Annotated in this window: 13 protein-coding genes, 1 tRNA gene, 1 pseudogene and 2 riboswitches; of the genes and pseudogenes, 5 read left to right on the forward strand and 10 right to left on the reverse strand. The window is 60.6% G+C overall.

The genetic code is table 11. The features are described 5' to 3' along the window. Positions 1-139: 139 nt before the first annotated feature. The 4 genes and pseudogenes from GMET_RS17440 to GMET_RS17455 all read right to left on the reverse strand — a co-directional run. Positions 140-451: pseudogene (locus tag GMET_RS17440) on the reverse strand (integrase core domain-containing protein); the annotation flags it as partial. Continuing rightward, positions 352-660: a M48 metallopeptidase family protein gene (locus tag GMET_RS19320; RefSeq protein ID WP_202943502.1), complete on the reverse strand. Its 309-nt coding sequence runs from the start codon at positions 658-660 to the stop codon at positions 352-354. The pseudogene GMET_RS17440 and the gene GMET_RS19320, both read right to left, overlap by 100 nt. Positions 661-837: 177 nt before the next feature. Further along, positions 838-2091 carry an ISL3-like element ISGme6 family transposase gene (locus tag GMET_RS17450; RefSeq protein WP_011365741.1) on the reverse strand — a complete coding sequence of 418 codons (1254 nt, stop codon included), beginning with the start codon at positions 2089-2091 and terminating at the stop codon, positions 838-840. 138 nt (positions 2092-2229) lie between these two features. Continuing rightward, positions 2230-2529, reverse strand: coding sequence for a hypothetical protein (locus GMET_RS17455; protein WP_187148458.1), 300 nt, complete (start codon positions 2527-2529; stop codon positions 2230-2232). Positions 2530-3019: 490 nt separating this feature from the next. On the opposite strand from GMET_RS17455, the gene GMET_RS17465 reads away from it, so the two are divergent. The 5 genes from GMET_RS17465 to GMET_RS17485 all read left to right on the forward strand — a co-directional run bounded on the left by GMET_RS17465 (position 3020) and on the right by GMET_RS17485 (position 8528). Next, a tRNA-Asn gene (locus tag GMET_RS17465) sits at positions 3020-3095 on the forward strand. 387 nt (positions 3096-3482) lie between these two features. Then, complete coding sequence (locus GMET_RS17470; protein ID WP_004513641.1) at positions 3483-5168, forward strand: FAD-dependent oxidoreductase; 1686 nt, start codon at positions 3483-3485, stop codon at positions 5166-5168. 145 nt (positions 5169-5313) lie between these two features. Continuing rightward, positions 5314-5390, forward strand: a riboswitch (cyclic di-GMP riboswitch). 131 nt (positions 5391-5521) lie between these two features. Beyond that, positions 5522-5598, forward strand: a riboswitch (cyclic di-GMP riboswitch). A gap of 83 nt (positions 5599-5681) precedes the next feature. Beyond that, positions 5682-6998: a L,D-transpeptidase family protein gene (locus tag GMET_RS17475; RefSeq protein ID WP_004513642.1), complete on the forward strand. Its 1317-nt coding sequence runs from the start codon at positions 5682-5684 to the stop codon at positions 6996-6998. A gap of 51 nt (positions 6999-7049) precedes the next feature. Continuing rightward, positions 7050-7352 carry an Lpp/OprI family alanine-zipper lipoprotein gene (locus tag GMET_RS17480; protein ID WP_004513643.1) on the forward strand — a complete coding sequence of 101 codons (303 nt, stop codon included), beginning with the start codon at positions 7050-7052 and terminating at the stop codon, positions 7350-7352. Between the two features lie 306 nt (positions 7353-7658). Next, entirely contained in the window at positions 7659-8528 is an 870-nt protein-coding gene (locus GMET_RS17485) for a L,D-transpeptidase family protein (RefSeq protein ID WP_004513644.1), read from the forward strand. 29 nt (positions 8529-8557) lie between these two features. Here the strand turns inward: GMET_RS17485 and GMET_RS17490 are convergent, their stop codons facing one another. From GMET_RS17490 to GMET_RS17515, 6 genes are all read right to left on the reverse strand, one after another. Then, positions 8558-9694, reverse strand: a complete 1137-nt coding sequence (locus GMET_RS17490; RefSeq protein WP_004513645.1) for an ion channel — start codon at positions 9692-9694, stop codon at positions 8558-8560. 12 nt (positions 9695-9706) lie between these two features. Then, on the reverse strand, positions 9707-11947 hold the full coding sequence (locus GMET_RS17495; RefSeq protein ID WP_004513646.1) for a xanthine dehydrogenase family protein molybdopterin-binding subunit: 2241 nt from the start codon (positions 11945-11947) through the stop codon (positions 9707-9709). Continuing rightward, positions 11944-12405, reverse strand: coding sequence for a (2Fe-2S)-binding protein (locus GMET_RS17500; protein WP_004513647.1), 462 nt, complete (start codon positions 12403-12405; stop codon positions 11944-11946). The genes GMET_RS17495 and GMET_RS17500 overlap by 4 nt, the downstream gene beginning before the upstream one ends. A gap of 68 nt (positions 12406-12473) precedes the next feature. Continuing rightward, a complete protein-coding gene (locus tag GMET_RS17505; protein WP_004513648.1) occupies positions 12474-13046 on the reverse strand; it encodes a DUF488 domain-containing protein in 573 nt (190 codons plus the stop codon). A gap of 23 nt (positions 13047-13069) precedes the next feature. Next, positions 13070-13291, reverse strand: a complete 222-nt coding sequence (locus tag GMET_RS17510) for a ferredoxin (RefSeq protein ID WP_004513649.1) — start codon at positions 13289-13291, stop codon at positions 13070-13072. 66 nt (positions 13292-13357) lie between these two features. Then, complete coding sequence (locus GMET_RS17515; protein WP_004513650.1) at positions 13358-15628, reverse strand: nitric-oxide reductase large subunit; 2271 nt, start codon at positions 15626-15628, stop codon at positions 13358-13360. Positions 15629-15735: the final 107 nt, after the last annotated feature.

Consider the following 15735-nt stretch of genomic DNA (forward strand, 5'->3'; position numbering starts at 1 on the left):
GGGGATGGGGGAATTCCTTGGGAGGCGATAAAAGATTGCCTGAGATAGCCCAACGTTGTTCCCAAGCGCCGGCACATAGAGGTGGCCCCGGTTAGTAGGACAGGTTGGCGGCCCAAATAAGGTGGATAGCCAGTTGTAGTCATGCCGCCAGTAAGAGCGACCGGCCGGCGTAGCCAGGCCGGGGTTTTTGCCAATATGCCTCATTCGGAGTCCGGTCGTCCAGACTGGAATGCGGGCGCAGCCTGTTGTAGAACTCGATCCAGTGTTTCAATCCTTGGCGAACCTCACTGCCGGTCTTGTAGGCTTGCAGGTAGATGCACTCGTACTTGAGGGACCGCCATAGCCGCTCGATCATGACGTTGTCCCGCCAACGCCCCTTCCCATCCATGGAGATGCGGATATTGGCGTCCTTGAGCACCTTGGTGAATGCATCGCTGGTGAACTGGCTCCCCACGCCTCATGCCCAAGCGGTGCCCGGTTCAGCTCATCGCGGTAGAGACGCCACTGGGGCATGAACCGATCCATGAGGGCCGTGAACCGATCGCTATGGTGCCGCTCCAGCAGGTGGGCCAGCTCGTGGACGACGATATACTCCAGGCAGGGGGCCGGTTTCTTGGCCAGCTCCAGGTTCAGCCAGATCCGAGGGCCGTGGTGTTGCAGACCCCCACTTGGTTTTCATCCGCTTCCCCCCCATGCGGCGGCCTGGACGACGATGGGTTCTTCCCATTTTTCCAGGAGAAGGGGGATCTGCTCTTTCAACTGGCGACGATGCGGTTTTGGGTCTTCTTCTCGATCTGACCTACGGGAGTCATGCCTGAACTCCTCTCATGGGGCTCTTTAGCAGAATCTGTGGTGACACAGGGGTTCTGGCAAGTCGCCAAGTGTGTGATATAGCGCCACTTGCAGGCACTTGATGGTTCGGAAACCGTACGCTTTTCTGATAGTCAGTTTTGCTTTGAGGTTCAGACCCTCTACCGCGCCGCTGGAAAGTCGGCCTTTTGCCTTGAACCAGTTGAGAATCATCGGTTTGTGGTTGCGTAACATCCTGGCAACCTTCTTCATCGGTTCCAGGTCAGTTTGCATTGTCCTGATGACCCAGTCGTCGAGGAACTTGCCAGCAAAGTCAGACCGCTGGTAGTCCCAGAACTGCTGAAAGTCCTCGCGCAGCAGATATGCCTTGATTGATGAGAGGTTGAGCTTGAGCAAATCTCCCAATCGTGACGTCTGCTTCTCGGACAGATTTTCCGGCCGTTTCAGCAGCAACCAACGGCCCTTTTCCAGGACGTTCTCCTGCTTTACGGCCTTGAACTCCTTGGCTTCGGTGCGCCGAACCTCGTCAATCGCTTCGTTAAACTTCCGCATGATGTGGAAGCGGTCGAGGATGTTCACGGCATTGGGTGCCCGCTTGGCGATAACCTTGAGATACGGTGCCCACATGTCGCTGCAGACATACTTGAGCTTGGCGCTGCGTTCTTTGCCGAATTCCCGAAAGAAGCGCAGTAGCGTTCTTATCCGACGTTGCGGACCACACCAGAGAAGACGCCTGACGCCGGCATTGAGCTGATAGACCATCGTAAGATACTGATGGCCCTTGAAGACGGCAATTTCATCAACACCGATTTCCGTAACGCCATCAAGGTTTCTGTTTGCCAGGCCGTAATCGACAGCATACTGCACCGCCCGAAAGATGCTGTCCCAACTGGTCTTAAAGATTTCGGCAACTTCCTTCCAGGAGAGTCGCCGAGCCCACCGGGCAAGATAGACCTGGTACGAGATCGTCATTTGCTCTTTGCCATACCCCCAGGGGAGGGATTCAACCTTTACCCCATGGATTGGGCACAGAACCCGACGGGGAGCGTAGCGAAAGAAGACCTTGAACGCCCAGATCGGCACATACTCGAACAGTCGGGCCGGTTGCGTGTCGTATGTCTTGCCTCGCTTGCCACATTCCGGGCATTCGGGCTTGCTGTTGCGACGAGCCTTGATGTCAATGACTAGTGCTTCTGAGCCGCCGACTTTCGCCAGTCGGCAATCTCCGTAAATGAAGGACTTGAAACGCTCGAACTTGTTCAGTACAGTCTTGATAAGCATTGCTTCTCCCGTGTCGGACTTGATCGTTTCTCGCAAAAACAATCTTATCCTTCACGGAGGGGCAATGCCCTTATTTTTTCAGCCAACTACCCACAGATTCTGCGGACGAGGCTCTCATGGATTCATTCTCCGGATGGGTCACGCCGGATAGCCCCAGTGGGTGCAGCGATGCAGAAAGAACCTGCCGGCAAGGCTTTCGGTCAGCCCCTGCTGCATCAGCAGGGCCGACGACCCGAGGATCAGGACACGGATCTCCGGGCCGCCGGACGCGGCCTCTTCGGCCACGGCACGGCGCCACTGGGTTTCGATCCAGGCCGAATCCAGCGGTACCAGGCTATCAGCGGTGGCGTAGATGGAGGAGATGCCGATGGATTCCTGAATCTGGCGGGTAATGGTGGTTTTTCCCACCTGCCGCGGGCCGATCAGGACGTGAACCACCGGCGTCGGGCGGGACAAGGCAGCGCGAAGGGGTGCTAAAAGGGGACGTTCGTAGCTCATAACCGCCTTGTATCATAGAGCAATTCAGAGCATAACCAATTTTACTCAGTCACTGAGTGATTTTACTCCATCACACTAGCCTGATACTCCCGGTCAACAGCTCCTGCATCATCCCCTGCTTCAGCAGCCGGGTTTTGTCGCGCTTTTGTTCCAGGGAGGCGTTCCCGGTGTCCATGTCGGAGAGGATGGCGGCGATGGCGGTTTGTTCTTCTTTAGCACTTGAGTTCCATGACGTGTCCTGTCAAGAACAGAGCAGATAATCGCGGCATGGGAATCTTGTTATTGACATCCCAAATCCGGTGTGATACAAGAATCTTCGCTTTATGCTACAAGGTTTTCGGAACGTAAATTCAGGCATTTACAACATGTGCTTGTAGTCAAAACCCAGCAAAAAGCACCGTAGGGTTAACAACCTGCGGAAACAACTCATTCCCCAGTAGCTCAGTCGGTAGAGCAGGTGGCTGTTAACCACCTTGTCCGTGGTTCGAGTCCGCGCTGGGGAGCCAAATTGGACAAAGGCCGTCATCCATAGGATTGACGGCCTTTTTTTGTCGCCACTCTCCCATTGTAGCTGCCAGTAAATCAAAGGGTTTTGTCTCCTGGGACACCCTCCAATCTGTCCACGTAGAGTGCATCCAGCCTCCTCTGAAGCATCTGCCACTGAAGCTCGAGATTCTACCCGTCCCGGAAAGAGCTGTTTAGTGTAACTGACAAAAGACGGTTTCAAAAAGCCTCCTCTGAAGCATCTGCCACTGAAGCTCGAGTTCTACCCGTCCCGGAAAGAGCTGTTTAGTGTAACTGACAAAAGACGGTTTCAAAAATGACCTCAAAATGGTATTAGCTATATATTCGAATTGCACCATTCACAAGACTTTAAGCTACGGAGGTCTCTCATGAAACTGCGAGTTGTCGTGATCGGAGCCAACGCTGCGGGGGCAAAGGCCGCCTCCAAGGCAAAAAGGATGAACCCCCATGCGGAGGTTACTCTGATCGAGCGGGGCAATTTTATTTCTTACGGCGCCTGCGGTATTCCCTATTTCGTTTCGGATACCGTAGCCGATGTAAAAGAGTTGATGAGCACCCCGGTCGGAGTGGTGCGAGATGCAGCCTTTTTCAACAAGGTGAAGGGAGTCCACGTTATCACCGGAACCGAGGTGGTCAGCCTCGACCGGCAGTCGAGGACGGTCCAGCTGTTCGAAAAGGAGAGCGCGAAAGCCTTCTCCCTTGAATACGACCGGCTGGTTCTGGCCACGGGGAGCTCGCCGTCCCTTCCACCGTTGAAGAACCGGGATCTTGGCAACATCCTGACGGTCAAGGCCATTGAGGATGCGGAACTGCTGAAAGAGCGGGCCGTGACGGGAAAGAGAGCCTGTATCGTCGGCGGCGGTCTGATCGGCCTGGAAACGGCAGAGGCCTTGAGGCAGAAGGGGTTGGAGGTCACGATCGTCGAGATGCGCGACCAGCTTCTGCCGGGAATACTGGACCCGGAGATGGCGAGTCTGGTTGAAAGGCATATCCGTCAGAACGGTGTCGAGGTTGAGACTTCTTGCCGGGTGGCCGGTTTTGACGGCACCGGAGTAGTGAATAAAGTTCTGACCGAACGGGGAGAGATCCCGGCTGACGTGGTGGTACTGGCACCAGGGGTGACGCCGAACGTGAAGCTGGCGAAGGAGGCCGGATTGGAGATCGGCCCCACTGGCGCCATCGCCGTCGACTCCCGCATGGGGACCAGCGACCCGGCAATCTACGCCTGCGGTGACTGCTGCGAAACCACCCACTTGGTTACCGGGAAAAAGGTTCATGTCCCCCTCGGCAGCACCGCCAACAAGCAGGGGAGGGTCGCCGGGATAAACGCATCCGGGGGGGAGGCAACCTTTGCCGGAATCCTCGGCACCAGCATCCTCAGGGTCTTCAGTGTCAACGCCGGGAAGACCGGCCTCACTGAATCCGAGGCGAGGGCACAGGGGTATGACGTCGAAACCGTCCTCTCGCCGGCCCCCGACAAAGCGCACTTTTTCCCCGGCGCGAAACCGATCGCCCTAAAGCTCGTGGCAGACCGGGCTACCGGGAGGATTCTCGGGCTTCAGGCTGTCGGCGAGGGGGCCGTGGACAAGCGGGTGGACGCCGCAGCCGCGGCCATTACGTTCGGCGCCACCGCCGACCAGCTTTCGCACCTGGATCTGGCCTACGCACCCCCCTACTCAGCCGCCATGGACAACCTCATCGTGGCCGCGGATATCCTGAAGAACAAACTGGCCGGCCACGCCAGGGGTATCTCCCCCCGAAAGGTGAGGCAGATGCTGGATGATGGCGACGACTTCATCCTCCTCGACGTCCGCTCTCCCGCGGAACATGCAGAGGTCGGCATCGAGGGGGCCACGCTTATCCCCCTGGGGGCATTGAGGGAAAAGCTGGAGAGTCTCCCCAAGGACAAAGAGATCGTCACCTTCTGCAAAATCAGCCTCAGAGGCTACGAGGCCCAGAAGATCCTCGATGCTGCCGGCTTCAGGGATGTCAAGTTCCTGGATGGCGGCATAATGACGTGGCCCTATGAACTTCGACGCGGCGGAGGAGCCTGATCAGCCGGGCAATGCCGACACTCCCGCAAAATCCTGCTTTAGGAAGGGACTGATCCGCTGGCTGTTTGTCACCCGGGACTTCAAGAATACTATTGACAAAGCCTCATTGTGATGTACTATTGCCAAAAATTTTGCTTGAGTAGATAGACGACAATACTTAACCATTCGCGAGAATGGGGCGGAAAGCCTATAGGGTCTCATGGAGACAGCCGGGTTGCCGAAATATCACACGATATTTGGTCCCGGCTTTTTTATTGTGCAAACCATGACTGGAGGCCGAGCCGACAAGGAGTGCGTCTCTGACGTGGCGGTGCCTGTGGGCGCCGGAAAACTGCAACAAAATAGTTGGTGGTAGACGATAATACTAAACCATTCGCGAGAATGGGGCGGAAAGCCTATAGGGTCTCCCTGAGACAGCCGGGTTGCCGAAATATCACGCGATATTTGGTCCCGGCTTTTTTGTGTCTTGACGCGGAACTTACCCATTCTCGAGAAAGGTACCGAACTCAATCCATGTACCGAATCGCTGACCTGCCCCTCTCTACCGCCTGTTTTCGCCTGATCGCTCTAGGGGTATGTATCCTATCCCTTCAAGGATGCGCTGTACTCAGGGGTGCCCAGGAGCAATCATCGCTTGCGCCAGGCCATCTTGCCGCGGAGATCGAACGAAATGACTTTCCCGTTGCCAATGGCGACGACGTCATTGGCCGGCTTGCCGTCCTCAGACTTGAACAGGGGGATACGCTCCCGGATATTGCGAGACATTTCGGTCTGGGGATCACGGCACTCAGCGCCGCCAATCCGGGCATGGATGTCTGGGCGCCCGAGGCCGGAAAACCGGTCATCCTGCCCCTGAGCTTTGTCCTGCCGGACACCCCGAGACGAGGGATTGTGGTCAACGTCGCCACAATGAGGCTCTTTCAGTACAAGGGCGATGGCGCCTCCCTGGCGGTATCCACCTACCCCGTCGGCGTCGGCACCAAGGAGCGCCCCACCCCCACCGGCCCAACGCGGGTGTATCGCAAGGCGGCCCGGCCGACCTGGCATGTGCCTGCTTCAATTGCCGAGGACCATCGAAAGAAGGGGGATCCGCTCCCCCCGGAAGTTCCGCCGGGGCCGGAGAATCCCCTGGGGGAATACGCTCTCTACCTGAGCAAACCGGGGTATCTGATCCATGGCACGAACAAGCCGGCCAGCATCGGGCTTAAGGCAACCAATGGCTGTATGAGGCTCTATCCGGAAAACATCGAGGTGCTCTATAACGACACGCCGGTCAACACCCCGGTGGCCATTGTCAACCAACCCTACCTCATCGGTCAACGGGACGGGGTGCTTTACCTGGAAGCCCATACCCCGCTGGAAGACGCAGGCACTCTCGAACTGACGAAGGTGTATGAAAAGTTGAGAGCCATTGAAAAGAAAACAGGCCGTGCGCTTGACTGGACAAAAATCAGAAAAGTTCAGGCCGAGGCCCGGGGGATTCCGGTTCCCATCCTCGAACTGCGCCAGGGAAGTGAAAAAGGGATTCCGCAAACCATGGAAGTCGGGCACCCCGACACACTGCACGGCAGACCGGAAATACCGGACCTGAAACCGGATGCCTGGTATGTTCTGGCTGCCGATGTGCGTAACGAGCTTGAGGCCCGGAGGATTGCCGCCATCATCAACCACCAGGGCCCTCCGATACCGGCACGGGTCTTGGCAAAGAACAACGCCTACCGTGTCATCGCCGGCCCGTTCGCTGATGGCAGTAGGGCCAGGGATGCGGCCAAACGCCTGAAGATCGATTTGGAAATCGACGGCATATTGATTGATCCTGCTGGGAAGTAGACAGCCCCTCTTCCTGGCTGGGCAACCTAGAGAGAAAGGAGGTGATTAGCGATGAAAGGGATTCTCTTGCTGATCGCAATGCTGCTCGTTCTCCCTGTCACCATGATTGGTTGTGCAACCTCCGGTGACCTGGAGAGAGTGCAGGCGGATCAAAGAATGCTTGATGCGAAAGTCGAGCAGGCAGTGCAGGATGCACAAGCAGCCAAGGCCTCAGCCGATGCGGCCAAAGCAAAGGCAGATAATGCCACAGCCCGCGCCGATAGTGCTATAAAGGCGGCTGAGGAAAGGGAACGGATCGCCGATGAAAAGGCGAAAAAGGCTGACGCTACTTTCCAGAAATCCATGAGGAAGTAAGGCACATTCAAGGGGGCCGTCGCGTTACCTGCGACGCCCGGACAAGAAATGGCAGGGTCCACGCGCCCTGCCATTTCCTTATCCGGCAGGTGGGTCCGGCCGGACATTTTGAACATACGGACATCAGGCTCCCGGAACGGGATATTCCTGATGATTCCAGCAAGGGGTGAGGAGATGAGGGGACCGGAAATCTTTCGCCGTGGACCGTCTGCGGAATCAGGACGGTCTTTGGCCGATACGGCAACAAAACAAAGCCGGCCGGGCAAACGCCTTAGCTTTTTTCGTATCGGCATCCTGGTAACACCGATGCTCATGGCGGGATGCGGTCACCTTCAGTCCAAGCCGACCTTTGAAGAAGCGAATGACTTGTTTAATCAGGGAAGCTACCAGGCCTCGCTGAGCAAATACGAGCAGATTGTCGACCAGCAACCTGCGGCGGGCGACAGGGCTCTCTTCGAGATGGGTATCGTTTATTCGTACCCGAAGAACGAGCGCAAAGATTATCAGAAATCCCTGGAGTGCTTTCAGCGGGTCATAAAGGATTATCCCGGGAGCCACTACCGGCAGAACAGTCAGACGATGGCATCGTATATCAATACTGTCCCGGTCAAGGACGCGACGATTGCCACGCAGCAAACGAGGATCGAGGCCCTCCAGCGCGAGCTCACGGGCAAAGAGGATGAGATCGCTGCCCTGCGGGGAAAGATTGAAGCGCTTGAAAAAAATGTGTTTGCCTACGCCATCCGGAAGCCATCGCTCGACAAGATCCTGATAGAAAAACAGGCACGACGCATGATGCTGATCTCAAAGGGGGCGGTGCTCAAAACCTACAGGATCGCCCTGGGGGGAGACCCCATCGGCCCGAAAGAACGGCAAGGCGACAACAAAACCCCGGAAGGAGCCTACACCATCGATGCCAGAAACAGGGATAGCCGTTATCACCGGGCTCTCCATATCTCCTATCCCAACGAGAGGGACAGGAAGCGCGCCCGGGAACTCGGAGTCTCCCCGGGCGGAAACATCATGATCCACGGCATCAAGAATGGTTTCTCGTGGGTTGGAGATGCTCACGCAGGGGTGGACTGGACAAAGGGGTGCATTGCCGTAACGGACGAGGAAATAGAGGAAATTGACACGTTGGCGCCCAATGGCACCATTGTCGAGATCAGGCCATAGAAGGCCGCACGGATCATTCCGCAGGGCGACTAGAAATGCTCCCCCTTGGCCTTTTCCGTAACCTTTCTGCTGACGGTGCGACGATCCCAGACACTCACCTCCCAGTTGTCCGGCTGGTTTTCCGCGGCGATCCAGGGGGGAACTTTGACCCGAAAGTACGCTGCCAGGGCGTGGACGTAGGGCTCATACATCCAGCGCAGCTCGGTCAGCTTCCGGTCAACGGTATCCCTTTCACGGAGCTTCAGTCCCCTTTCCGCCAGAAGGGCGCGGAGATCCTCCAGCTTTTCGGGCGGAAGTCGTGGTGACGCGGGCTCCTGCGGCCTGGTCCTGAAGACCAGGGAGAGATCGACCACGGCGTGGCGGGCCATGGCGAAGGTGAGTTCCGCCTGGCGCTCGCAGGCCCCGTCCACGCCAGCCATGAGGAGGGCGCAGGTGTCCAGGATCGCCGTCAGGGCCCCCAGCCACGACTGGTTTTCGTGCTGGGAGCGGAAATAGGCAAGGACCGGGTAGGAGAGGTGCCCCTCCAGAAACTCCGACGACCAGTTCTCCCACTCGTGGAGGAGTTGCCGGAGCGCGTCCATCCCCCGTTCGTGGCCGTGGCGGCGAAGCATTTCGGAGGCGGTAGGAGGTGAACCGGCCCGGGCATCCAGGAGCGAGATGCTCACCTCGCGGCTGGCGAACGACTGGTTGAGGGCCGGCAGATAGCCGATCACGAGGGCGAGAAAGCCGAACCCCATCCCCGATTCGAGCACCACGAGAAAGCGCGCCGCCGTGCTCCGGGGGATGGCATCCCCCAGCCCGAGGGTGAAGAACGTGGTGCCGCTCAGGTAGAGGTCGACAAGGAGCCCGCTGCTCCCGTCATGGGTTACGATGGCCGAGCCAAGCCCCCAGTGGAGGAGGGCAAAGCCGACGATCAACCCGAAGGCCCAGATGCTGAGCAGGAGGATGAGCGACAGGGGGCCGAAAAAGCTCAGCCAGGTTTCCCGCCGCCGCGGCGGGACACAGGCGTTGACCATCGTTACCCAGGGGAGCCAGGTGCGCCGGTAGAAAAAGCGGGTCATGCGGAACCGGCGGGTCACCCGGCGGGGGAGGACAATGGTCTCAAACCCCTCCCAGAGCACCACCACGATCAGGGCAATGCCGCACATGACGGCAACGATAGTCACAGGCCCCTCCGGCTACACGAGCTTCGTGTTCTTGACCGGCAAGCGGCGGATGCGCCGGCCGGTGGCGGCGAAGAGCGCATTGCAGATCGCCGGCGCAATGGGGGGAACGCCCGGTTCACCCGCGCCGGTCGGCAGGGCGTCGGAGGGGACGATGTGCACGTGGACCTCCCGCGGGGCCTCGGCCATCCGCGCCACCGGGTAGTTGTCGAAGTTGGATTGGGTGATCCGGCCATGGGCTGCCGTGATCTCCCCCATGAGCGCAAGGCTCGCGCCGAATACGGCGGCCCCCTCGAACTGGGCCGTCACCCGCTCCGGATGGATCACCCGCCCGGCATCCAGGGCCATGTCGATCCGCGGGATGGTGATCCGCCCCTGGTCGTCCACCTGGAGATCAACCACCACCGCCACGTAGGTGAGGAAGCTCCGATGGGCGGCAAAACCGAGCGCACGCCCCTTTTCCGGTTTCCGCTTCGCCCACCCCGACTTCTCCGCCACCACTTCGATCACCCGCCGCAGCCGTCCCGTCTCCCAGGGGTATTGATCGGCCGGCTTGCCGTAATTGGCGTTCTTCGTCCCCTCGGCCGTGAAATCGATGGTCCGGGGCGGGCCGAGAAGGTCGAGGAAATACTCGATCCGGTCGCGCCCCGCGGCGGCGGCAAGCTCATCGGTGAACGACTGGACCGCGAAGGCGTGGTAGATATTGGCCACCGACCGCAACCAGCCGATCCGGACGTGGGGCTCTGCCGGTCCGTTTTCCGCGCGCAGGTTCGGGATGGCGAACGGCACGTCCACCCACCCCTGGGCCAGCTCCCCGTCACCGCCGTAGCGCACCGACGCGTCGAAGGTGGAGGGGATCGGCGGGAAGGCGCACCGCTGCAGCCATGCGGTCGGCTTTCCCCGGGCATCCGTCGCCGCCTTCAGGTACATGGCCGCCACGGCGTGGTAGTAGTCGTGGGCGATGTCGTCCTCCCGGGTCCAGGTGACCTGCACCGGCCTGCCGACGTTCTTGGACAGCAGCGCCGCCTCCACGACGTAATCGGGTTTCGATTTCCGGCCGAAGGCGCCCCCCAGAAGTGTCACGTGGCACGTCACGTCCTCCTTGCGGATCGTGAGCGCCTTGGCCACCGCATCCTGCACCGCCTGCGGGTTCTGGGTCGCGGCCCAGGCCGTCACCTTGCCGTTCTTGAACTCGGCCACCGCCGCCGGAGGCTCCATGGAGGCGTGGGCGAGGTGGGGAACATAGTACTCCGCCTCCAGCACCGTCCCCCCCTTGGCAAATTCCGCATCCACGTCCCCGACGGCCCTCACTGCCTTCTGGGGCTGCCGGACGGTTTCCAGGAGCGATTTCTCGAAGGCTGCCGAATCATAGCTGCCGTTCTCCCCTGCCTCCCAGGCGACCTTCAGTTTCTTGCGCCCCTCCATGGCCGCCCAGCTGCTCCCGGCGATCACCGCCACTCCCCCCAGCGCCTTGAACCCGTAGGGAGGGATGGGGGTCTCCAGCACCACCGTGCGCAGCACTCCCCTGACCTTGCGGACTTCCCGGTCATCATGGGATTTCAGTCTCCCACCGAGGACCGGCGGCCGCTCGATGGAGGCATAGGCCATCTTCGGCATCCGGGCGTCGATGCCGTAGACGGCCTTTCCCGTGCAGATGCCGGCCAGATCGACGATGGGCACCCCGTGGCCCACGTAGCGGAAGTCGGCCGGCGCCTTGAAGCGGAGCTCATCCGCGGCGGGGACCGGCTGGCGTGCGGCAAGGGCGGCCAGTTCGCCGAAGCCGAGGGTCTTGCCGCCGGTATGCACAACCTGGTGATTGCTGGCCCGGCATTCGGCAACCGGCACTCCCCACCGGGCAGCGGCGGCCCGCTCGAGCATGAGACGCGCCGTGGCCCCGGCCTGGCGCAGGGCGCCGTAGAAATCGCGGATCGACTTGGAACCGTCGGTGTTCTGGTCGCCGTACCGGGGGTCGCCGATGGCCTGCTCGACCCTGACCCGCCGCCAGTCGGCGTCCAGCTCGTCGGCTGCCACCATCGGCAGAGAGGTGCGGATGCCGGTCCCCATCTCCGAGCGATGGGCGACGATGATCACCGTGCCGTCCGGCTCGATCCCCAGGTAGACGCCGGGATGCCACGTCTGCGCCGCCAGGGCGTCGAGGGCTCCGCCGGGAAGAACACGGGCGCAGAGGATCAGGGCCCCCGCCGAAAACGTCGTCTTGAGAAATCCGCGGCGGCTCATGCGAACCACGGCGCTCATGGCTTCACCTCCGCTGCCCGTTTGATCCCCTGGCGGATCCGCTCGTAGGTTCCGCAGCGGCAGATATTGCCTCCCATCGCCTCGTCGATCTCCTGATCGGTCGGATGGGGCTTTCCCTTGAGAAGAGCCGCGGCCTGCATAATCTGGCCGCTCTGGCAGTAGCCGCACTGGGGCACGTTCAGCTCCTGCCAGGCCTTTTGCAGCGGGTGGTCTCCCCGGGCGCTCAACCCCTCGATGGTGACGATCTTCTTCCCCGCCACGCTCTTCATGGTCGTTATGCAGCTGCGCGTCGCCTCCCCGTTGATCTGCACCGTGCAAGCCCCGCAGAGCCCCTTGCCGCAGCCGTACTTGGTGCCGGTCAGGTGCAGTTCGTCCCGGAGATACCACAGAAGCGGCATCTCCGGTTCCCCTGCGAACGAGTGCGTAACGCCGTTGACCTTGAACGTGATCCTTTTCATGGACTCCTCCCCTGTTGCCGGCACCTCCGGTGGCACAATTCTCCTTAGCTCATGGCGACAAGTATTCTTCACGTTATGGCGGTTTTGATCCCTCGAGCGGAAACGCCGCTATCCTCTTCCCCCTGAGCCGGATAGGTTACCTGCCCCCCCTCGACCCTCGCCATAGGGGTCAGGAGGTGTTGTTTCACGCTGTTTATCCCCATGATGTCCTTCACCTCGATCCCCCGGACAACGAGCGCATCGCCGATGAGCGAGCGGTGGCAACGCCAGGGAACCGCCTCGGCGCACATGATGGCGGTCGGTCGTTTACTGGCCAGCACGATAAGCTTTTCCAGGGCCGCGGCAAACACCGGTGTCTGCATGTAGTCGGCAAAGCCGCGGAAGGAGGCGTTGCGCCACCCCATGTTCACCGAATCGGCCCGGGCATGCCGCAGCCCTCCCAGCTCCTTCATGTGCCGGTAGCCGATACGGCGGTTGCGGAGAAACGTCCCTAGGGTGTCGCGATTGAACTGTGGATTGTGCCGTGAGCGGGGTATCGTGCGCACATCCACAAGCTGCCTGATGCCGTGTGCCCGCAGCAGCACCACGAATTCCTCCAGGCTGCGCGTCGAATGCCCCACGGTGTAGATCGTGAGCTGCATGGGTGCCTGGTAGAGTTCGGCGCTCAGGCGAAGCTCTTCAGGTAATCGGGGTCGGTGCTCCAGCTGATGCACGATACCGGACAGGCATCGATGGCATCGCTCTGGATAACATCCTCAGCGGCGCCGTTTGGGTCGAAGCATTCCGCCTTGTTGTCGTCATCGAAGCGGAACACGTCGGGAATGTTGTCGACGCAGAGCCCGCAACTGATGCATACGTCCTTGTCCACCAATGGTGCTTTTGTCATAGCTGTTTCCTCCTCGTGGGGTTACTGAACACACTGACGTTGGATATGCGCGAACCTCTTCCTCCTTCACGACCGTTTCCTCACCATCCGGTAGGTGAGCCCCGTGGCGGCCAGGAGGGGAAAAGCGCCCGCGACGATGAAAACGAGGTCTCCCGGCATCCGGAGCCACTCGATGAGGCGGGGGATCGTCCCGTTGAGGAACCCGGGTCCCCGGGCGTGCCAGTAGCCGTGGTCCAGGACGTCGAAAAGCTGGAGCACCCCGCCGGGGAAGAGATTGGTCACCACCATGAGGGCCAGGCCGATGTTCAGCCCCCAGAAGGAGAACCGGACGAATTTCTCCGGTCCGGCCCACTGCTCGTCGGTCAGCACCTGGCGCAGGGCAAAGACCGTAAGCGCCACTGCAAGCATGCCGAAGACCCCCATCATGGCGGCGTGGCCGTGGTTCGGGGTGAGCATGGTCCCCACCTCGAAGTAGCTGACGATGGGAAGGTTGATGAGGAAACCGAACACGCCAGCGCCGACGAAGTTCCAGAAGCCGACGGCGATCAGGAAGTAAAACGTCCACTTGTGGGGGATAGAGACCGGTTTGTTGCAGACGTCGCACTTTCCCCGGGTGAGCTTGACGAAGTCCCACGCATCGAGGGTAAGGAGGGTGAGGGGGACCACCTCCAGGGCCGAGAACATGGCGGCAAGAGCCATGGTGACGGCGGACTGCCCGGTCCAGTACCAGTGGTGCCCGGTGCCGACGATGCCGCTTCCCAGGTAGAGGAGCGCATCCAGGTAGACCACCCGCGCCGCTGTCAGGTGGGAGACCATGCCGAGGTTGTAGAAGATGACCGCCACCATGGCGGTCACGAAGACCTCGAAGAATCCCTCGACCCAAAGATGGATGATCCAGAACCGCCAGGTGTCCACCACGGAGAAATGGGTGGTGCCGGTGAAGAACATGGCGGGGAGGTAGAAAAGCGGTATGGCCAGGGCGCCGTACAGGAAGAGGGAGGCGATCTCGCGGCGCTCCGGGTCCTGCCTGGCCGGGGCGAGCGCCCGGAACAGGAGGAATCCCCAGACCACAAGCCCCACCGCCAGGAGGATCTGCCAGGCGCGCCCCAGGTCGAGGTATTCCCACCCCTGGTGGCCGAACCAGAACCAGAGTGAGCCGAGCATCTGCCGGACGCCGAGCATCTCGCCCGCGAGGCTCCCCACCACGACAACGACCAGGGCGCCGAAGAGGAAATTGATCCCCCCCACCTGCCCCTTGGGCTCCTTGCCGAGGGAGGGGGCCAGAAGGAGCCCCCCCGCCACATAGGCGGTGGCAACCCAGAAGATCGCCAACTGGAGGTGCCAGGTGCGGAGGATGTGGCTGGGAAGGAGGGAGGAGATGTCGATCCCGTAGAAACTCTCCGGGTCGACCCGGTAGTGGACCGTTGCCCCTCCCACCAGGGTCTGGGCGAGGAAGAGGAGCGCCACGACGACGAAGTACTTGATCGTGGCCCGCTGGCTGTCGGTGGTGGCGCCGGGGAGCATCTGGGGATGGATATGCTCCCCCCTCCCCCGCCAGCCGAGAAAATCGAACTTGCCGAAGGCGAACAGGACGGCCGCGGTGCCGCCCAGGAGCATGATCAGGCTGAGGGCGCTCCAGAGGAAGGCATCGCTGGTGGGTCGGTTGCCGACCGCCGGGTCATAGGGGAAGTTGTTTGTATAGGAATACGGCTTGCCGGGACGGTTGGCGACCGACGCCCACGCGGTCCAGGCGAAAAAGGAGGTGAGCTGCTCCAGTTCCCGCGGGTCGCTGATGTAGGCGCCGGGGAGTCCTCCATCGTTTGTGGGGTGGGAGAAATAGTCCCGCCATTTCCGAATCTGCTGCCGGTACGAAGCCGCTTCGGGCTCCAGGAAGGTGAGGGTCCGGGTCCGGAAATCATAGCGGTTCTCCTTCAGAAGGGTCCCCACCGCGCCGGCAACGGTTTCCCGCTCCGCGGCATTCAGCCCTCCGGCATCCCGGCCATGGCGCTGCCGGGCGAGGGACTGGGCAGTATCGCCCGCCAGCGTGTGGAGGTATTCCGCCGAAAAATCGGGCCCCAGGTAGGCGCCGTGCCCCCAGATGGTCCCGTTCTCCATGAGGCCGTACCGGAGGAACACCTGCTGTCCCGCAAGGATGTCGTCCCCGGTGAAGATGGTTGTGCCGTCCCCGCTCACCACCCTGTCGGGGATCGGCGGCGCATCCCGGTAGCTCCGGACGGCAATCCAGATCAACACCGTGAACCCGAGCACGAGGACCAGGATGACGGAATTCCGCCACCAGGGCGAAAGGGTTTCGACCGGCGTGATTCGTTCGGCCATGTGCGTCCCTCCTTCCCCGCTTCCATCCTTGGACATTGGGACGTATCGTCCATCACAACCATCTGATATCAGGCGGGCGCACAGTCAACAGTACAACCTTTTCCGGG

This window comes from Geobacter metallireducens GS-15 (assembly GCF_000012925.1).
GTDB classification, from domain to species: Bacteria; Desulfobacterota; Desulfuromonadia; order Geobacterales; family Geobacteraceae; genus Geobacter; species Geobacter metallireducens.